The sequence below is a fragment of the Parabacteroides vesiculifaciens genome, from assembly GCF_049860805.1.
In the GTDB taxonomy this organism is placed as follows: Bacteria; Bacteroidota; Bacteroidia; order Bacteroidales; family Tannerellaceae; genus Parabacteroides.
The window spans coordinates 1,323,898-1,343,480 of the sequence record NZ_CP187555.1 but is presented as its reverse complement, the minus strand read 5'-3'; the positions used below and the strand labels follow the sequence as shown (position 1 = coordinate 1,343,480).

Here is a 19,583-nt window from a genome sequence, read left to right as displayed (position 1 = left end):
ATAAATTAAATCGTACCTTTATTTTCTGTTAATTCACAAACAGCTCATATGAACAAAGGGAAAATTACTGTTGCCGGCATTGGGCCGGGAAGCCGCGAAGACATAACGCCCGCGGTGCTATCCGCCATCAGGCAGTCGGATGTGATCATCGGATATAATTATTATTTCCAGTTTATACAAGATATAATCCGCCCGAATGCCCAATGTATCGATACCGGGATGAAGCGTGAGAAAGCACGTGCCGAAGAGGCCTACAAATACGCTTCGGAAGGAAAAACGGTGACAGTGATAAGTTCTGGCGATGCCGGAATCTACGGGATGGCCCCGTTGATATATGAAATGCGAGCGATGAAAAAGGCGCCGCAAGTGGAGATCGAGGTAGTGCCCGGTATCAGTGCGTTCCAGAAAGCGGCTTCGCTTCTGGGGGCACCTATCGGGCATGATCTCTGTATCATCTCCCTCTCCGATCTGATGACTCCCTGGGAACGGATCGAGAAACGCATACGAGCCGCCGCCATCGGCGACTTCGTGACAGCCGTCTACAATCCGAAAAGCGAAGGACGCTACTGGCAACTGTATCGCCTCAAAGAACTGTTCCTTGAAGAACGGTCGCCCGGAACGCCGGTCGGTTATGTCCGCCAGGCTGGACGTGAAGAGCAGGTTGTCAACCTGACCACGCTGGCAGAGTTCGACCCGGAGCAGGTCGATATGTTCACCGTCATCCTGATCGGTAACTCGCAGTCGTACGAGGCCGGCGGCAAATTCATCACGCCACGCGGCTATTACGGGGAGATCAAGATGAAAACGGACGTCGGGATCGGACAAGACATCATGATCCGTAGCTTCCGCACCATCGAGAAAGAACTTAAGGACAAAGAAATGCCGCTCGACAAAAAATGGGCGTTGCTCCATGCTATCCACACGACAGCTGATTTCGATATGGAAAACATCCTGCGGATCGACGACCACGCGGTTGCCTCCCTCTATGAGAAATTCAACCGGGGCGAAGTACGCACCATCATCACCGACGTCACAATGGCTGCTTCCGGCATCCGCAAAGGGGCCTTACAGCGCATGGGCATCGAGGTGAAATGCTATTTGCAGGACGAGCGCACCATACAACTTGCAACAGAAAAAGGGATTACCCGCACACAGGCCGGCATCCGGCTTGCCGTACAGGAACATCCCGGCGCCTTATATGTTTTCGGCAATGCGCCGACCGCATTGATAGAACTTTGTGACCTGATAAGGAAAGGGAAAGCCACTCCCGCCGGCATTATTGCCGCTCCTGTCGGTTTCGTACACGTACAGGAATCCAAGCACATGGTAAAGCCGTTTGTCTCCATTCCTAAACTCATCATCGAAGGACGGAAAGGCGGTAGCAACCTCGCCGCGACTTTGGTAAACGCAATTTTATGCTACAACGATGCAGAACAATTAAAACCAGGTAGAGACGTATGAGGACTAAAGAAATAGTAGAAGCCTACGGCAAAACACACATCTATATGGTCGGAATGGATGACAATCCACAGCCCAAACATGTAGAAGTCATTATCAAAAGTGTCAAACACGACAACATCTTCTCCGGAGGAAAGCGGCATTACGAGATTGTGAAACCATTCCTGCCCGCCGATGCGGTATGGATCGAGATAAAGGCTCCGATAGATGCCGTCCTTGCGGAATACAGCCGGTTAATCCAGGAAGGCAAAGTGATCGTCTCCTTCGTTTCGGGCGATCCGTTCTTCTTCGGTTTCGCTTCCACCATCCGGAAAAACCTTTTAGGGGTGGGCATGAAAGTGTTCCCCTACTTCAACTCATTGCAGATGTTCGCCCATCACGAACAAATCCCGTATGAGAATATGCACGCCGTGTCCGTTACCGGACGGCCGTGGCACGAACTCGACCGGGCATTGCTGGAATGCCGGCCGCTGATCGGCGTACTGACCGACCGTGTCCACACGCCCAAGGCAATAGCCAAGAGGATGATGGAATATCATCTGGACAAGGATTACAGTATGTGGATAGCCGAACATTTAGGCAACCCGGAAAAGGAGAAAATCTATAAAATCTACTCGATCGAGGAAATCAGCGAGATGAGCTTCACCAGCCCGAACTGCGTCCTGTTGATGAAGGCCCCGAACAGCACGCAGCAACGACCGGCCTTTGGCATACCCGACACGAAGTTTGTCTTGCTGAACGACCGGGCAAAGATGATCACCAAAGCGCCGATACGGGTGATAGACCTGAGTCTGCTGGAGTTGCATAACAGCCGCACCTTCTGGGATATCGGCGCCTGCACCGGCTCTGTTTCGATCGAAGCATGCCGCCAGTACCCCCACCTGAATATCCAGGCTTTCGAAGTGCGGGAAGAATGCAAAGACATCATCCGGGCAAACGCACGTCTGCATAGTGCTCCTGGCATAGACCTGCGTATCGGTAACTTCCTGAATCTGTCGATCGACGAGAATGCGATTGTCGATGCCGTCTTTATCGGCGGTCACGGCGGCAAGCTGAAAGAGATCGTCCGCAAAGTCGCTTCCCATCTGGATAAACTGAAAGGCAAGATCGTCTTCAACTCCGTTTCGGAAGAAAGCAGCAAACTGTTCCGGGAGGCGGTCGAAGAGAACGGCCTGAAACTGCATTCGGAAATGAATATCACGGTCGATTCCAACAACCCTATTACAATCCTTTGCGCAACAAATAAATATTATGTTTAAAGATACACTAAACATCCTCGTGATTTCGGCAAGCAGCCTGCCCTTAGCACGCAAAATCCGAGACGAGTATCCGGGTAAAACCGTCATCTACTGTAAAGAAGCTGATGACGATGTACAGCAATTCACCTCTCTCGAAGAATTGACCGGCAATCTTTTCGATACATCGGAAGCGCTGGTGTTTATCGGGGCAATGGGTATTTGCGTGCGAAGCATCGCACCTTATATCAAGAACAAGTACACCGACCCGGCGGTCGTCTGCCTCGACAGCACCGGCAAATATGCCGTGTCAGTACTGTCCGGCCATATCGGCGGGGCGAACGAACTGACACACGAATTGGCGCAAATACTGAATGCCGAGGCGATTGTCACGACACAGAGCGACAACCAGGGACTTTGGGCACTGGACACTTTGGCGCGGCAATACGGCTGGGAACATGACGTCTACAACCTGCAAGAGGGCATACACAGCTTCCTCCACACAGACTTCGAGAAGACGGACGACGAGGCTTTCGAGGCTTCAAGGGAGAAGGCGATGAACGAATGCATCGCCCGCTTCGTCAACCGCAGGCCGACCGCCCTCCTGCTCTATGTCCGCACGAAAGAGACGGATTATATGAAAAAGACCTGTCCCCCACACGTGGATATCTTCTACAAGTATAAAGATATCGACTTAGAAAAATACGACCTGTTGATCACGGTCAGTCCCTATTATTATCCTAAATCTCCCATCCCTTGTCTGTCATTCTTCCCGAAGGTGCTTCACTTAGGCGTCGGATGCAAAAAGGGATTGGCGGATATGAGATCTGTCCTCACGGATTTGTATATCTGCTCCAACTTCTTCAGAATCAACCTAAAGAGCATAGCCGACGTCTCTTCCATCGACCTGAAGAAAGACGAACAGATATTAAAGGAGCTGGCAAATACTTACCTGAGATGCCCGTTCAAGACCTACCCGGCAGAGGAACTAAACAAGATACCCGTCCCCAACGCCTCCCCCAAAGTAAAGAAGGTCACCGGATCGGGCAGCGTCTCGGAAGCTGCAGCCATCCTGAGTGCTGAGGGTGGCCCGTTACTGTTGGAAAAACAAAAGGGGCAGACGAAAGACTTCACCTATGCGATTGCCATCAGCAAAACGGCATACCCGAACGGAGGAGATGACGGGCAAGAAGAACCGGGACAAGGACACATCGAAATCGTCGGCGCCGGGCCGGGCGACCCTGAACTGATCTCCATCCGGGGCAGGCGAATGCTGGAAAAGGCAGATCTGATCCTGTATGCCGGAAGCCTCGTTCCCAAAGAACTGACCTCGTGCGCCAAGAAAGGGGCGACGGTCCGTAGTTCTGCCGACATGAACTTGGAAGAGCAATTCGCCCTCATGAAAGAGTTTTATGACAAAGGGAAGTTCGTCGTACGCCTGCATACGGGCGACCCCTGCATCTATGGGGCGATACAGGAACAGATGGCCTTCTTCGACCAATACGGCATGAGCTACCGCATCACACCGGGTATCTCCTCGTTCCAGGCTGCCGCGGCGGCTCTCCGCTCCCAGTTCACCATCCCCGAAAAGGTGCAGACCATCATCCTGACACGCGGCGAAGGACGTACGCCCATGCCGGAGAAAGAGCAGTTGCATAAACTGGCAGCCAGCCAAAGCACGATGTGCATCTTCCTAAGCGCCGGCATTGCCGAACAGGTCCAGAAAGAACTTCTGGAACACTACCCGCCGACAACACCGGTCGCCGCCTGCTACAAGCTGACCTGGAAAGACGAACGTATCTACCGGGGTGAACTGAAAGACCTGGCACGGATCGTAAAAGACAACAACCTGACACTGACAACCCTCCTTGTCGTCGGCGATGCCATAGACAACAGGGAAGGGCTTTCACGACTTTATGCGAAAGAGTTCAAACACCTGTTCAGGTGACGATAATGATACTGATCTTAGGAGGAACAACCGAAGGGCGTAAAGCCATACAAGTCGTCGAGAGTGCAGGCAAGCCCTACTATTACTCGACGGTCGGTAGCGAGCAGGCGATAGAAGCCGCCCATGCCATCCGCATTACCGGAGGCATGGAAGAAGAAGAGATGGCACGGTTCTGCCGCGAGAAAGAAATCTCGTTGCTGGTCGATGCCGCCCACCCTTTCGCCGTCCGGCTGCACCGGACACTCGCGAAGATTTCCTCACGGCTCCGGATTCCGGTTGTCCGATTGGAAAGGCAATATCCCGCGCGCGACAAACGATTGATATGGTGCACGGATTATGCCGACGCCATCGACCGCCTGCGTGCGGACGGGATTCGCAACCTGCTGGCCCTGACAGGTGTCAAGACCATTGTGAAGTTGCGCCCCTATTGGGAGCAGACGCTCTGTTGGTTCCGTATACTGGACCGGGAAGAGTCGCTTTCGATCGCCGAATCCGACGGGTTCCCGAAGGAACGGCTTATTTTTTTCCATGAAGGAGAAGATGAAAAACGGTTGCTGAACCAGCTTCAGCCGGATGCCATCCTGACAAAGGAAAGTGGGGAAAGCGGATATTTCAGGGAAAAGGTAGAGGCGGCAAAAGCCTGTGACATCCCCGTTTATGTCATTCAACGCCCTCTCCTGCCCGACAGTTTCACTTTCGTGCAAGGCGTAGAAGGACTTCGTAAAGCCATCGAACGCCTGGTTCCCGGCTTTTTTCCGCTCCGAAGCGGTTTCACGACCGGCGCATGTGCCACGGCAGCCGCCAAAGCCGCTCTAATCGCTCTCCTGAGCCAAACGGAACAAACCGCAAGTTGCATCACGCTCCCGTCAGGAGAAAAGGTCACGCTCCCTGTCGCCGCCACCGAATGGGTGGACAACGCGGCCCAATGCACTGTCATAAAAGATTCCGGCGACGATCCGGACGTGACAAACGGCTGTTCTGTCATCGCCCGCATCGAATTGCAGGCAGGGCAATCCCCCGCACCCGTTATCCTGTTCCGGGGTGGTGAAGGGGTTGGTACGGTGACGCTTCCCGGCCTGGGTCTCGAAATAGGCGGCCCCGCCATCAACGCCACTCCCCGCCGCCTGATTACCGAAGAACTGACGGCGGTACTGGAAGAGAACGATCTGTCCGGCAAGATAAAAGAGGTGGTCGTCACGATCTCGGTTCCGGGCGGGAAAGAACTGGCCGCCCGGACATTCAATCCCAAGTTGGGGATCATCGGCGGGATCTCGATCATCGGGACATCCGGGATCGTACGTCCTTTCTCTAACGACGCCTTTATCGCCTCCATCCGGAAAGAAGCCGAAGTGGCGAAAGCAATAGGATGCTCCCGCCTCGTGGTCAACTCCGGGGCTAAAAGCGAACGTTTCCTAAAAGGCTACCTCTCGGAGCGGTTTTCGGAAGAATTTCCTCCGCAGATGTTCGTGCACTACGGAAACTTTATCGGTGAGACGCTAAAGATAGCCGCCGAACTGCAATTCGACGAAGTCATACTGGGGATTATGACCGGCAAAGCCGTCAAACTGGCTGAAGGAGCCCTGGACACACACAGCAAGAAGGTCGTCATGAACAAAGCCTTCCTGAAAGAACTGGCAGGGAAGGCGGGCTGCACAGCGGAATCCGTACACAAAATAGATTCCCTGACGTTGGCCAGGGAATTATGGGAGCTGTTCAGCGCGACCGAACAGCAAAGTTTCTTCCCGCTCCTGTTGCAGAAATGCCGGGAGCATTGTGCGCCCCTGCTCCCCAACGGTAAACTGTCCGTCCTGCTGATTTCGGAAAGCGGGGAAGTAGCCTTTCAGCTGTAATTATTCAAACGTAACGTCCTTGTTCTGCACGTAGGATACATCGATCTTTCCTCCCGCATCGCCATTGCTCTCCTGCAAGGAGAGTTTCTTGACGCGGCTCAGGAATAAAGTTCCTTTGGCGACAGAGGTCGGGTTCGTAAAGTTCAGCGTGATGAAGGTCGCCCCTTCCTGCGTGTTGTTGATATCATAGACACCGCCGCTATAGGTCAGGTGAGCTTGGACATACTCGTCCTTTCCGATAGGCTTTCCCACCCAGGTGATAACGGTTTCGCCATTACCTTTGATAGCCGTCAGGGATTCGGGGAGTGCAATCGGATCGACATCGTCGATAGAAGCCTTGTTTGTGTAAACCTGGTCTTTCCAGCGGGTGAAGGTGAACGTGACCGGATCCAGCCCGGTTTCCGACAGCATATACATATAGGTCCCCATCCCCAGAAAGTCCGGTTCTTTCCCGTTAAAGAGAATGCTCTTGGCTGGCAGGCGCAGGTTGGCCCCTTCGCTGTTATACTTATTGAAGTTTGCACCTATATGGGTATGGTTCTGCGTGACATTATATTCGACACCCAGATTCTGGTAAAAAGGAATCGACGGGTCGATCCCGTCCGAATCATCGTTATCGCAAGCGGTAAGTACGCCGGCAAACAGCAGGGAGGCATAAAGGAAATACTTTTTCATATCGTTTAATTTTATTCAAGTTTCGGGAGGATGATGATGATTTGTCACCTTACGGACTCTGTCGTTCTTAGATAGAAATAACAAACGAAGCGGGAAAAGTTTTTCCTTTTAGTTTTTTTTGTCAGACGGAAAGCTGCTGCAAAAGGGATTCTATAGTATTGGCTGTCTGCGTACACCCGTCGGGGTGGTGGATCAGGAATACGGAACCGGAAGGCAGATCGCCTGTTTCGATCCACATGGACGATTCGATATGCCGGCCGGCCCGTATGCCGTTCCGCTGGAGCGCCTTACGGACCATCGCATATTTCTGTCCGTGACCGGTCAGACGTATCTCTTTCGAATACTGGTTATCGATACGAAACAAGCCAGTCTCCGTGTCGAACACGATTCCCTTGCGGGCAAAGAAGCCGCTCAGGTATCCGCTCAGGGCAAGATCTTCGGGCGTACCGGTCGTAATCCCGTTCGTCCGGTCCATCAGCCAGATCTTGTCAGCTATCTGGAGCGCCAGTTCGAGGTCGTGCGTGGAGAGGAAAATCGTCTTATTCGTGCTTCGTGTCAGATGATGGAGCAATTGCATGATCTCCACCTTGCTTGGGAAATCAAGGAAAGCGGTCGGTTCGTCTAAGAAGATCACAGGTGTTTCCTGGGCCAGTGCTTTAGCGATCATGACCTTCTGCCGCTCCCCGTCCGAGAGAGTATGCACCATGCGGTAAGCCAGGTTCTCGATCCGTACCAGGGCGATCGACTCTTCCACGACCTGCTTATCCTCCTTGCCCAACCGCCCCCAGAAACCGGTGTAGGGACTGCGTCCCATCTCGACCAGTTCGCGTACGGACATATTCCGGATATCGCATTTCTCCGTCAGGACAACACCGATCGTTGCGCTTAACTCTTTGTCCGAATAGCTGTCCATATCACGTCCCAAGACGGCGATCTCACCTCCCAACTTCGGCTGAAAAGCCGACAACGTGCGTAAGAGCGTCGACTTACCGACCCCGTTCGCCCCTAAAAGACAAGTTAATTCACCACTATAGATCCGGGCCTGTATATGGCTCGCCACCAACTTTGTATCGTTCTTCGTCCGGTAGCCGATCGAAAGGTCGTTTATATGAATCGTGTCTTGCTTCATCATTCGTTCAGTTCGTTCTTACGTTTGCTGAATAGCACGGAAGCCACTACCGGGGCTCCAACTAAGGCAGTCACCGAGTTGACCGGCAAAGCCCCTTCGAAGCCGGGCATCCGGGCGATCAGGTTGCAGGCGAGTGCCAGCGCAGCACCGGCAAACAGAACGGCAGGCATCAATACCCGGTGGTCGGACGTCTGGAAAATAGCCCGGCAAAGGTGCGGGACAGCCAGGCCCAGAAAGATGACCGGTCCGCAATAGGCCGTCACGATCGCCGTCAACACTCCTGCCGAGGTGATAACCAGAAGACGTGCCCGCTTGATATTCAGCCCCAAGTTACGGGCATAACCGTCACCGAGCAGCATTAGGTTCAGTGTCTTGATCAGCAGGAATGACAAAGGGATCAGAATCGCCATGATCGCGACAAACAGCATCATCTGATTGCCGGAAACACGGGAGAAACTGCCTAAGCCCCAGATCACGTAGGCGCGAATATCTTCCTCCACACTGAAGAACTTCAGCACGCCGATCACCGCATTCGCCACGTAGCCGATCATCACACCGATAATCAGCAAAGTCACGTTCCCCTTCACCTTCTGCGACACATATACGATCAACGCCATCACCGACAGTGAACCGATCACAGCCGCAATCGAAAGCGCGATCTCTCCCATAAACCCTAATTTGCTAAGTGCCACCCCTCCGAGGCTACCGCTCAACAGCACCACAAAAGCCACGCCCATACTCGCTCCGGAACTGATCCCCAGCACGGATGGACCCGCCAGCGGATTCCGGAAAACAGTCTGCATCTGCAAGCCGCTTATCGCCAGGCCCGCTCCCGCCACTAAGGCTGTCAACGCCTGCGGGAGACGTGATTTCCAGACGATATTCTGCCAGGTCACCGGCTCGTCTCCCAATCCGCAGACAATGTTCCAGACAGACTTCAAAGGAATAGACACCGATCCCAGCACCAGGTTCAGGAACATCAGGGCTAAGATAGACGCTACGATGAGCAACATCAGAAAAGTAGTGGAATGTCTCATTCGTGCAACTTATTTGAGTCGGGCATAATAAACGGGAGTATGATCGGGCAGCAGGTCCGGATGGAATATATACAACAGGTCGGCCAACACGACCTCCGGCTCGGTCGGCATACTTTCATAAAAAGGCGTATCTTTCATATTGCAATAGATAATCCCTTTCTCCTTGAAAGCACGGAAATCGGCATAACGCGGGTCCTGCTCCTTCAGCGCCTCATAGCTGAATGTGCCCGGATAGCTGTTCACGATGCGCCAATAGTCGGCTTCGTCACCTTGGTTGTAGACAGTTTCGAAGTCAAGCGTCACACCTCCCGAGCGTTTGTCGTCTTTCAGGAAATAGTCGGCTCCGGCATCCTCGAACAGTTGGGCGAGGAAGCTCTCCCCTCCCACGGCATACCAGTTCCCGCCCCGCATCTCACCGCTCAGCACGACCGGGCGCTTCTTCACCTTTCCTTCCGCCGTTAGTTCCTTCAATTCATTATAACGCATCGCGATGGCGTCGAACGTTTCGTTCGCCTTTTGCTCCTGTCCTAACAACAAGCCGACGAACTTCACCCATTCCGCCTGTCCCAGCGGCGTCATCTCCTTATAACCTAAATGCGGGATCAGAGGGATGCCGACATCCTTCAATGTCTCATACCCGCCCCGTTTGAAAGGCGAGACAAGGATCAGGTCGGGGTTCATGCTCATGATCACTTCGTTGTCAAAATTCCCTTCTATGCCGATCTTGGCGGTCTTTCCACTCTCCAGGCGTTCGTTCATCTCCTTATTGAACAGATGCCGGGTGCTGGTCACTCCTACTACCTTGTCCAGTTCGCCCATCTTGATAAAATTGGACAACTGCAAAGAGGTCATGCAGATAACACTCCTGATGGGTGTCTCGATCACGGTATATGATCCGGGGATGCCGGCCGGTTTCATCCCTCTCCTGACAAGTGCATAATGGAAAGTCGTGCTCTCCTCATTCTGCGGGTCCCGGATATCCACCAAGACATATCCGTCCCGATAGGACAATTCGAAACCACGGGCATACCCCGGTACGATACGGACACCGGAGAACGTGCTTTCTTCCGCCGTCTCCACCTTACCGGTCTGTTGATTGTTTTTAGTCGTACACGAAGATGCGACACACAACGACATGAGCAGGTAACACCCTGCCAGGCATTTTTTCATATTCAATATTATTTTATTACAACCGGGCAACCTTGTCCGCCCCACGAGGACAAAACTCTTCCAAACCGAAACGGCAGGTCTTCTGACTTACTTCCATCCCGGACACCTTCCCGATCCCCCGATCAGTGGCATAGAGTATTGCCGGTATGTTCCCGAAGTTTCACAGCAGCGTGGTCTGTCCGGGATTTCCACCCGGTTCCCTTTTAATCCCATATCCAGAAAAGGATAACAGAACCTGTTTCAGCGGCAAAAGTAATAAAAAAAGAAGAAAGAATGATGATTTATCTGTTTTCCTTACGGGCTGCCAGATATTCGTCTTCCGGCATGACCTTCAGTACACGGCCGCTTTCGTCGAAAGCAACAACCAGGTTTCGCTGATCGGTCGTTTCGAGAGAGACTTTATACTGGATAGGGCTGCCGCTGCCATTCGATTTGTACACTTCTTTGATCAGGCAATTCTCATACGCATTGTAAATTGCTTCCTGTGCGGCAAGATCCACATCGACGATATCGACGGCATAGAAATTTTTCATACTCAACATATCGATATCCGTATTCCCGTCTTGTCCTGCCTGCGCATAACCGTTTTGAGACATAAAGACACATGAAACCACCATAGTCACCATTAATACCAACTTCTTCATAACCTAAAATTTTAAACAATCTATTTACCTTTTTCTAATCGCCCCATTAAATACAAATTATATGCCAAAGAACATAAAAACGGTCTCTTTCTCCGTAAATACTCTCCATAACTCCGTAAATGTTTCCCTTGCAGGACACTTTAGTTTCAATATCAGAAACAAAAGTGTCTCCGCTTGAAACGATAGTTTCAACCTGATGAAACAAACGGGACATTAAAGCCTGTAGAACGGGGAGTGTGGATATTATCCCCACAATTGTGGAATGCGGATTTGGAAAGTTCCGCGATTTTCCTCACTTTTGCGCACCAAATAAATAAAACGCATAATGTCGTACCCCATCTGCTTCGTATCGCTCGGCCCGGGAGAACCGGAACTGATCACCCTGAAAGGCTTGAAAAAGCTACAACAGGCCGATATCATCTATTGCCCTGCCACCATGAACAAAAGCGGGCAACCCCTCTCCCGCGCAGCCCATATTATCGAGGAACTGGAAATCGGTGAATCCGCAATCCGGCTCTTCACGCTCCCGATGAGCAAAGACCGCACCGAAGCCAGGAAAGCCTACGACGCCTTGTATGAAAAGGCTGTTTCCGCCTGGCATGAAGGGAAAAAGGTGGTCATTGTGGCGGAAGGCGATGCCGGGTTCTATTCATCCATACAATATATATATGACAAATTCAGGGAGAACCGGATCGAAGTGGAACGAACCGCCGGAATCCCCGCCTTCATTGCGGCAGGTGCTTTGGCCGGCTTGCATATCGTCAAACAGGAAGAACAGATCATCGTCATACCCGGAATGCTGACGGCGGAAGAATTGTCGGAAAAGATCGAGGCCGGTTATGTGGTCGTCATCATGAAGCTGTCCCAATGCGTGGAGGCCGTCCATACCTGCATCCGGTTACATCCGCAGGTGAACTTCCACTATTTCGAAAATGTGGGGACCGGAAAAGAGTTTTATACCTCCGACCGTAAACAAATTCAGGAAAAAATATTCCCATACTTTTCCCTGATGATCATTCAATAATATCTAAAACTACTTGACCTTTCATTTTGTTATTATATAAAAATATATTTACTTTTGTTTTCCACTTAAACTTACATAAGACATGAAATCGGACATAGAAATTGCAAGAGAGATTTCTCTGCGCAAGATAAAAGAAATCGCAACCGGATTAGGCATCCCGCGCGAAGAAGTTCAGAATTACGGCAGATACATCGCCAAAATACCTCTCCATCTGATTGACGAAGAGAAAATCAAACAACACAATCTTATCCTGGTCACAGCCATCACCCCTACGAAAGCCGGTATCGGCAAGACGACCGTTTCGATCGGGCTGGCATTGGGACTGAACAAGATCGGTAAAAAGGCGATCGTCGCCTTGCGCGAACCCTCATTAGGCCCGTGCTTCGGTATGAAGGGCGGAGCTGCCGGAGGGGGCTACTCGCAAGTGTTGCCGATGGAAAACATCAACCTGCATTTTACGGGAGACTTCCATGCTGTTACTTCCGCCCACAATATGATCACGGCGCTGCTGGATAACTACATCTACCAGACACGTAACACCTGTGAAGGTCTGAAAGAGATTAAATGGAAACGCGTCCTGGACGTAAACGACCGCAGCCTGCGCAACATCGTTTCCGGCCTGGGCGGATCGGCCAACGGCGTACCGACGGAGACGGGCTTCGACATCACGCCCGCTTCGGAAATCATGGCGATCCTTTGCCTGGCAACGGACATCGAGGACCTGAAACGCCGTGTCGGCAATATTCTGCTGGGGTATACGAACGACGACAAGCCCTTCACCGTTAACGATCTGGGCGTAGCCGGAGCGATTACGGTATTGCTGAAAGACGCCCTCTTGCCCAACTTAGTGCAGACAACCGAGAACACGGCTGCATTCGTACACGGAGGCCCATTCGCCAACATCGCACACGGTTGCAACTCCGTCCTGGCTACCAAGATGGCGCTGACGTATGGCGATTATGTCATTACGGAAGCCGGTTTCGGTGCAGATCTGGGAGCCGAAAAGTTTTTCGACATCAAATGCCGGAAAGCCGGATTGACGCCGAAGCTGACGGTTATCGTGGCAACGGCCCAGAGTTTGAAGCTACATGGAGGAGTACCGGAAGACAAGATCAAGGAACAGAATATCGAAGGTCTTAAAAACGGCTTTGCTAACCTGGACAAGCATGTTGAAAATATGAAACGTTTCGGTCAGGAAGTGATCGTCACTTTCAATAGGTATGCATCCGATACGGACGAAGAAATCGCTCTGGTGGCAGAACATTGCCGCGAGATAGGCGTAGGCTTCTGCATGAATAACGTATTTGCCGACGGAGGCGACGGGGGCGCAGAGCTGGCGAAACTGGTGGTCGACACGATCGAGAAGAAACCTTCCGCCCCGCTTAAATATATATACGAAGACAGCGAACCGATCCGCGAGAAAATCAAAAAGGTATCCGAACAGATCTACGGGGCGGCCTCCGTTGTCTACACGACATTGGCGGACAAGAAAATCAAACAGATCGAAAGCCTCGGCATCTCCCACTACCCGATCTGTATAGCCAAGACGCAGTATTCGTTCTCTTCCGACCCGAAAGCATACGGGGTAGCCAAGAATTTCGAGTTGAAAGTGCGTGACATCATCATCAACAACGGTGCGGAGATGATCGTCGTTGTCATGGGCGAGATCATGCGTATGCCGGGATTGCCGAAAGACCCGCAGGCAAAACGTATCGACATCGTGAACGGCGTGATAGAAGGGTTGAGCTAAAAAAGAGCCTCCATATCCTTATATGCAAAACACCTATGTTTCGCGGAAAAACATAGGTGTTTTGCAATCAGACCATACCTGGCTAATTCTTTCCTTTGTTTTTATCGAAGAACTTCTTGAAGAAGATGATCTGATAATCCATCGAGTTCTTCCAATACTCCCCGTTATGCGATCCGGGACGGACCAGGAAATCATGGTCGATCTTATATTTCAACAGTTTTTGGTGGAAGTCGTTATTCACTTCGAAAAAGAAATCGCTGTAACCGCAATCGAAGATAATAGCCAGCTCGCCGTTTTTGATACGGTCGATCTGCATGATTGCCGTGTGACGGTTCCAGACCTCCTGATTGTCGCTCTCGTTTCCGAGCTGCTTGCTCATTTCCCAGTTGTTGGGGAACGGACGGATATCGACTCCGCCACTCGTGCTTCCGGCGGCGCCAAACACATCCTTATGACGGAAAGATAGCCACATAGCTCCGTGTCCACCCATGCTCAACCCTGTAATAGCACGGCCGGAGCGATCTTTCACTGTCGGATATTTGGAATCGATATACTTGACTAATTCAGAAGTGACGAATGTCTCATAACGGTAGGACGGATCTTTCGGGCTGTCCCAATACCAACTGTTCTTGCCGTCGGGACAGACAAAGATCAGGCCGTCGCGGTCTGCAAAATCTTTCAACTCCGGCTTCATAGAAATCCAGGTTTTCGCATTCCCGCCATATCCGTGCAACAGGTAGATAACCGGTTTGGGCACACGATTATTCTCCGGAGAAACGACAACGACCTGGACATTTTTCTTCATTGCCTCGCTATAAACAGCCAACGTATCGACAACCGCCCCTTTTGCCGAAATGGCTAACAGGGTAAAAAGGGCCAAAAAGGATAATTTAAGCTTCATGGTATCAGACTCTTCAAACGTTATTTTTTGTTCTTTTCCTTTTTGAGGATATCGCTATCCAGAAGTTTGTCAACTCCGTTCTTTAAGGTCGAAAGTCCTCTCCGGGTTGCATAGGTCGCTTTCAGTTTCGTGATCTCCACCTGCTCGTCTATCGTCAGTTCGGAACTGAACTTCTCATAGCGGTCACCGGTAAAGGCTTCATACTTTTCATCGGCTTTCTTCCAGTCTTCTTCCGTGTAATCGCTCCCGGCAGCTTCCACCTTCTCGATAAACTTCTTGAAATCTTTCATATACGACTCTTTGGAATCGCTACAACCACTTAAAACGAACAAAGCGACAACCGCCATGAACATCATCAATCTTGTTTTCATATCTCTTTCACTTTTTATTAAATGACAGCAAATGTATACAAAAAAACAATATGGATCAATCTATTTGATATCCGTCGGTCAGGGTATGCATAAAGAGGACAATGGCCGCTTCCTCCTCCGGTGTGAGTCCGAGGTTCCCCAATTCGTCGCGGTTGACAGTCTCTGCATATTCAGGGGCCGGGTATTCTTCCACGTCACGCACATTATAGAAATGGACTATCTCTTCAAGTGTCTTGAAATAGCCGTTATGCCCGTAAGGGGCCGTCAGGGTTATATTGCGTAATGTGGGTACACGGAACTTGCCGAACTCGGTGCTGTCATGCAGGAAAGCCCCTAACCCCAGGTCCATCGTGTCCCGTCCGGCCGTGTTGTAGGGAGCGGGAACCCTGAAGAACGGATTGTCAGGGTTGGAGGGGATTCCGAGGTTATCGTATGTATGGTCGGTAAACAGGACACGACCGGCGCGCTCGTCGTTTTCCAGGATATGGCATTCGGCGCAAAGGCCTTTCTCCTTGAACAAGTCAAGTCCTTCCATCTCTTGCTCGCTAAGCCGGCATTTTCCTTCCAGATAGGCATCGTATTTGGAGGTGAACGGGTTCACCTCGGCAGACCGTTCATAAGTCGCCAACGCATCCAGTATTTTGGCATATAGGGAATCATCGGAGGTTATCTCTCCATATACCCGCACAAAATCGGGATAGTAGGTTGCACGCCGGACTTTCTCAGTAACCATCCGGCCGTCCTTGTTCCCCATTTCCAACGGATTGATGAAGGGTTGTCCGGCCTGTTCTTCCAACGAGTTCACCCGGCCGTCCCAGAACAAGCCGCCTACGTAGGTTTCTTCTTTCTCGTCATAATACAAGGCCGGGACATACGCCACATACGAACAGCTCATGGAATTCCGGTTGCTGAACAAGCCTTTCACGGCCCCTTCCGAAGTGATCCGTCCGTATTTATCGGCAAAGCCCTTCGTCGGTTCATGGCAGGTACCGCATGACTGTCCAGCCGGTTCCGACAGCGATTCGTCAAAAAAGAGCTGTTTCCCTACCAGCTCCTTATCGCTCAATTCCGGACGGGAACCTGGTACGCATGCGAAAAGCAATCCTAATGTCCCCGCCAATCCGGCAACTATTACTTTTATATTCCTACAACTATTCATAACCATAATGCAATTTGCGGGATCAATATACAAATAAATCTTACAAATCACAAAATCATTCTTGCCGTATGGAATATAAAAAAATGAGACAGCCCCATTCCCGCAATCACCAGAATTTATTATTCTCTTGGCTATACTCGAATCCTACGTTCTTCAGTTTCTGGACGAGTGTTTCTTTCTTGATATGCATATCGTCACACAATTCATCAAGAGAAGAATAATTATCACGCAGTTTCATATTGATAACGCTAAAGAGCATCATCGGATCTTCCGGTAGTGTCATAATTCATCTTTTTTCTAAACCGGCTGCAAAGGTAATGACTTATTCCATTATCTCGCCTTTCCGATTCATAAAAACATACATCGGAATCAACCTATTTCACAACAGGTTGAACCGATACTTGTGTACTTACATCACACTGTGAAATACAAAGTTATACCTGATTATACCGACTGCTAATACATAAATTACCGGTTTATCTACCATTATTACCGGAAACCTTGCACCATGCGGCGATCTTCTCGTCCGATTTATTGACACTTCCGCCTTTGATGGCAAGGCCGGACAGGACTTTGGCTTCCGGGCAGAGCTTCTTTATATCTCCTTCGCTGCGTCCCATTGCACTACCTTCGTGAGTGCAGAAGGGGATAATCGTTTTCCCTGCAAAATCATAAGATTCGAGGAACGTATGTACGGCCATCGGCATTGTCCCCCACCAGTTGGGATATCCGAGGTAGATCGTGTCATAATCATCCATTCCGTTGACGGTACGGGTTAGCTCCGGACGGGTGTTTTCATTCTGTTCCTTCTTGGCTACTTCTGTTGTTTCGTGATAGCCGGCCGGGTATGTCTTCACCGTCTCGATCTGAAACAAATCGCTACCCGTCAACTCCTGAATCTTCTTTGCGACCACTTCCGTATTTCCGACTTCCAGGAATACGACCTCGCCGTCCAGGTAATTATAACCCCGGCGGGAAAAGTAGGCCACCAGGCTTTTCTTTTTTGCAGACGAGGACTGCGCCTTCAATATTTCCGGGCCAGTGACTAACATACCCGCCATTGCTAATAAAAATGTTCTTTTCTTCATCTTCTTATTTTTTATTGCAAAAGTATTCCAGAACTGCGGTTCGGACTGTATACAAATTACGGTTATGCCTACCATTATTACCGAAGTACTGAAACATATAGGATAAGAAGGGAAAAATATACTATTTTTGTAGAGAAACAAATAAAAAGGGTTATGGGAGAAATTATTAAACTGGATAATATTTGCCAGTACAATGAAATGGTTGGCCAGGAGACACTGCATCCGTTGATTAGTGTTATCGATCTGTCGAAATCTTCCCGGATCAAACATGTACGAATGAGTTACGGCTTCTATGCCGTCTTCCTCAAAGAAGTCAAATGTGGAGACTTGCGGTACGGACGCAGTTACTATGACTATCAAGAAGGAACACTGGTCTTTTTGGCTCCCGGACAGGTGATCGGTATCGATGACAACGGTGAATATTTCCAACCGAAAGGCCGTGCCTTGATGTTCCATCCGGACCTGATTCGCGGAACATCGCTCGGACGTAATATGAAAGACTATTCTTTCTTTTCGTACGAGGTGAACGAGGCGCTTCATCTCTCCGAACAGGAACGCGGTGTCATTATCGATTGCTTAAATAATATAAGTGAAGAGCTCAACCGGGGAATTGACAAGCATAGCAAAATGCTGATTGTCTCCAACATCGAACTTCTACTCAACTACAGCATCCGTTTCTACGACCGCCAGTTCATCACACGGGAAAATGTAAACAAAGACATCCTTTCCAAGTTCGAGAATGTCGTGAACGGTTACTTCCAAACCGACAAACCACAAACGATCGGCCTGCCATCCGTACGCTACTGTGCCGACCAGCTACATCTTTCCGCCAACTATTTAGGAGATCTGATAAAAAAGGAAACGGGTAAGTCCGCACAGGAACATATCCAACTCCGGCTGATCGATATCGCCAAAGAAAAGATACTGGACACAAGCAAGACCGTCAGCGAAATCGCTTACGAACTGGGATTCAAATACCCCCAGCACTTCACCCGCGTATTTAAGAAAAATGTGGGATATACGCCCAACGAGTACAGGGGCACAAATTAATAAAGGAAGTATGTCTAAATAATTGACATAATTTAGGCACGGGTTACACGGATTTACACGAAAAGAAAATAAATTTATCCATATAAATTCCTGTAATTCCGTGCCTGAAAAATCATGATGAAGGTATTTTGACCCCTCCAAGTACGGATTTTATATTAGCACTTAATGCTTAACTGACGTAATACGTCCCGGATCTTTTCGAATGTGGTGATGCGGGTCGGGACAAGAGGCAAGCGTAATTTATTTTCGATAAAGCCCATCGCGTTCAGCATACTCTTTGCTCCTGCCGGATTACCGTCGACGAACAGCAAACTGAACAGTTCCGTAAAACTATGGTGGATCGTGCGGGCACTATCATAGTCACCGGCCAATGCCAGACGCACCATACGGCTGAATTCACGCGGGAAAGCATTGCCGATTACAGAAATCACCCCGACAGCCCCCAACGTAATAAGCGGGAATGTAATGCCGTCGTCACCGGAAATCACACTGAAGCTCGCCGGTTTGTTCTTGATGATATCGTCCATCTGGGTGATATTGCCGGAAGCCTCCTTGACTGCTATCACGTTCTTGAATTCACGGGCAATACGAAGCGTGGTCTCGGCTGTCATATTCACACCGGTACGTCCCGGCACGTTATACAAAACGATCGGCAACGTCGTTGCCTCCGCAATTGCTTTATAATGCTGATAGATTCCTTCCTGAGAAGGTTTATTATAATAAGGCACGACAGACAAGATCGCATCTATACCGTCAAAGTTGTCGTTTTTCAACTTTTCGACAACCGAACGCGTACAGTTTCCGCCTACTCCCAACACGATGGGAATGCGCCCGTTTACCTTCGTTACCACCAAATCGATAATATTCTTCTTTTCTTCTTCCGTGAGTGTAGGGGTTTCAGCAGTGGTACCTAACACAACCAGATAATCGGTTCCATTCTGCAACTGATAGTCTACAAGACGGGCCAACGCCTCATAGTCTACACTTTCATCTTCTTTAAAGGGAGTGATCAACGCCACACCCATTCCTTTTAAATTTATGTCTGCCATGGGAAAAATATTCCTTTTTTGTTATTTAGCACTGCAAAAATAAGG

Annotated in this window: 18 protein-coding genes and 1 riboswitch; of the genes, 7 read left to right on the top strand and 11 right to left on the bottom strand. The window is 50.2% G+C overall.

Annotated features, from left to right (window positions below; translation table 11 throughout):
- Nucleotides 1-48 precede the first annotated feature (48 nt).
- Genes cobJ through cbiD form a run of 4 tightly spaced genes read left to right on the top strand, consistent with a single transcriptional unit; the run spans nt 49 to nt 6,491 of the window.
- Entirely contained in the window at nt 49-1,461 is a 1,413-nt protein-coding gene (cobJ, locus tag ACPYIV_RS05355; protein WP_425886017.1) for a precorrin-3B C(17)-methyltransferase, read from the top strand.
- Nucleotides 1,458-2,717 (top strand): precorrin-6y C5,15-methyltransferase (decarboxylating) subunit CbiE, encoded by a 1,260-nt coding sequence (gene cbiE / locus ACPYIV_RS05350; RefSeq protein WP_425886015.1) that lies wholly within the window; start codon nt 1,458-1,460, stop codon nt 2,715-2,717. Before cobJ ends, cbiE begins: the two co-directional genes overlap by 4 nt.
- Nucleotides 2,710-4,641: a precorrin-4 C(11)-methyltransferase gene (cobM, locus tag ACPYIV_RS05345; RefSeq protein WP_425886013.1), complete on the top strand. Its 1,932-nt coding sequence runs from the start codon at nt 2,710-2,712 to the stop codon at nt 4,639-4,641. The genes cbiE and cobM overlap by 8 nt, the downstream gene beginning before the upstream one ends.
- 5 nt (nt 4,642-4,646) lie before the next feature.
- Complete coding sequence (gene cbiD / locus ACPYIV_RS05340; RefSeq protein WP_425886499.1) at nt 4,647-6,491, top strand: cobalt-precorrin-5B (C(1))-methyltransferase CbiD; 1,845 nt, start codon at nt 4,647-4,649, stop codon at nt 6,489-6,491.
- On the opposite strand, the gene ACPYIV_RS05335 is transcribed toward cbiD, so the two are convergent.
- The 5 genes from ACPYIV_RS05335 to ACPYIV_RS05315 all read right to left on the bottom strand — a co-directional run bounded on the left by ACPYIV_RS05335 (nt 6,492) and on the right by ACPYIV_RS05315 (nt 11,146).
- Complete coding sequence (locus ACPYIV_RS05335; protein ID WP_293739126.1) at nt 6,492-7,166, bottom strand: hypothetical protein; 675 nt, start codon at nt 7,164-7,166, stop codon at nt 6,492-6,494. It abuts the gene before it with no gap.
- 121 nt (nt 7,167-7,287) lie between these two features.
- Entirely contained in the window at nt 7,288-8,295 is a 1,008-nt protein-coding gene (locus tag ACPYIV_RS05330) for an ABC transporter ATP-binding protein (protein ID WP_425886498.1), read from the bottom strand.
- Nucleotides 8,295-9,332 (bottom strand): FecCD family ABC transporter permease, encoded by a 1,038-nt coding sequence (locus tag ACPYIV_RS05325; RefSeq protein WP_293734214.1) that lies wholly within the window; start codon nt 9,330-9,332, stop codon nt 8,295-8,297. The genes ACPYIV_RS05330 and ACPYIV_RS05325 overlap by 1 nt, the downstream gene beginning before the upstream one ends.
- Before the next feature lie 9 nt (nt 9,333-9,341).
- A complete protein-coding gene (locus ACPYIV_RS05320; RefSeq protein WP_425886010.1) occupies nt 9,342-10,502 on the bottom strand; it encodes an ABC transporter substrate-binding protein in 1,161 nt (386 codons plus the stop codon).
- 55 nt (nt 10,503-10,557) lie between these two features.
- Nucleotides 10,558-10,757, bottom strand: a riboswitch (cobalamin riboswitch).
- 26 nt (nt 10,758-10,783) lie between these two features.
- The gene (locus ACPYIV_RS05315) at nt 10,784-11,146 is read right to left on the bottom strand and encodes a hypothetical protein (protein ID WP_293734212.1); all 363 of its coding nucleotides are present in this window, start codon (nt 11,144-11,146) and stop codon (nt 10,784-10,786) included.
- Nucleotides 11,147-11,471: 325 nt separating this feature from the next.
- On the opposite strand from ACPYIV_RS05315, the gene ACPYIV_RS05310 reads away from it, so the two are divergent.
- Complete coding sequence (locus ACPYIV_RS05310) at nt 11,472-12,170, top strand: precorrin-2 C(20)-methyltransferase (protein WP_293734211.1); 699 nt, start codon at nt 11,472-11,474, stop codon at nt 12,168-12,170.
- Between the two features lie 82 nt (nt 12,171-12,252).
- On the top strand, nt 12,253-13,920 hold the full coding sequence (locus ACPYIV_RS05305) for a formate--tetrahydrofolate ligase (RefSeq protein WP_293739128.1): 1,668 nt from the start codon (nt 12,253-12,255) through the stop codon (nt 13,918-13,920).
- 82 nt (nt 13,921-14,002) lie between these two features.
- Here the strand turns inward: ACPYIV_RS05305 and ACPYIV_RS05300 are convergent, their stop codons facing one another.
- The 5 genes from ACPYIV_RS05300 to ACPYIV_RS05280 form a co-directional block, all read right to left on the bottom strand.
- Nucleotides 14,003-14,821, bottom strand: coding sequence for an alpha/beta hydrolase (locus tag ACPYIV_RS05300; RefSeq protein WP_293734209.1), 819 nt, complete (start codon nt 14,819-14,821; stop codon nt 14,003-14,005).
- Between the two features lie 20 nt (nt 14,822-14,841).
- Complete coding sequence (locus ACPYIV_RS05295) at nt 14,842-15,192, bottom strand: DUF6565 domain-containing protein (RefSeq protein ID WP_293734208.1); 351 nt, start codon at nt 15,190-15,192, stop codon at nt 14,842-14,844.
- A gap of 55 nt (nt 15,193-15,247) precedes the next feature.
- Nucleotides 15,248-16,351 carry a cytochrome-c peroxidase gene (locus ACPYIV_RS05290; protein ID WP_425886006.1) on the bottom strand — a complete coding sequence of 368 codons (1,104 nt, stop codon included), beginning with the start codon at nt 16,349-16,351 and terminating at the stop codon, nt 15,248-15,250.
- A gap of 106 nt (nt 16,352-16,457) precedes the next feature.
- Nucleotides 16,458-16,634, bottom strand: coding sequence for a DUF4250 domain-containing protein (locus ACPYIV_RS05285; protein WP_293734206.1), 177 nt, complete (start codon nt 16,632-16,634; stop codon nt 16,458-16,460).
- 193 nt (nt 16,635-16,827) lie between these two features.
- On the bottom strand, nt 16,828-17,439 hold the full coding sequence (locus ACPYIV_RS05280; protein ID WP_293734205.1) for a flavodoxin: 612 nt from the start codon (nt 17,437-17,439) through the stop codon (nt 16,828-16,830).
- Nucleotides 17,440-17,592: 153 nt separating this feature from the next.
- On the opposite strand from ACPYIV_RS05280, the gene ACPYIV_RS05275 reads away from it, so the two are divergent.
- Nucleotides 17,593-18,489: a helix-turn-helix domain-containing protein gene (locus ACPYIV_RS05275; RefSeq protein WP_293734657.1), complete on the top strand. Its 897-nt coding sequence runs from the start codon at nt 17,593-17,595 to the stop codon at nt 18,487-18,489.
- 155 nt (nt 18,490-18,644) lie between these two features.
- Here the strand turns inward: ACPYIV_RS05275 and dapA are convergent, their stop codons facing one another.
- Nucleotides 18,645-19,538: a 4-hydroxy-tetrahydrodipicolinate synthase gene (gene dapA, locus ACPYIV_RS05270; protein ID WP_293734656.1), complete on the bottom strand. Its 894-nt coding sequence runs from the start codon at nt 19,536-19,538 to the stop codon at nt 18,645-18,647.
- Between the last annotated feature and the right edge of the window lie 45 nt (nt 19,539-19,583).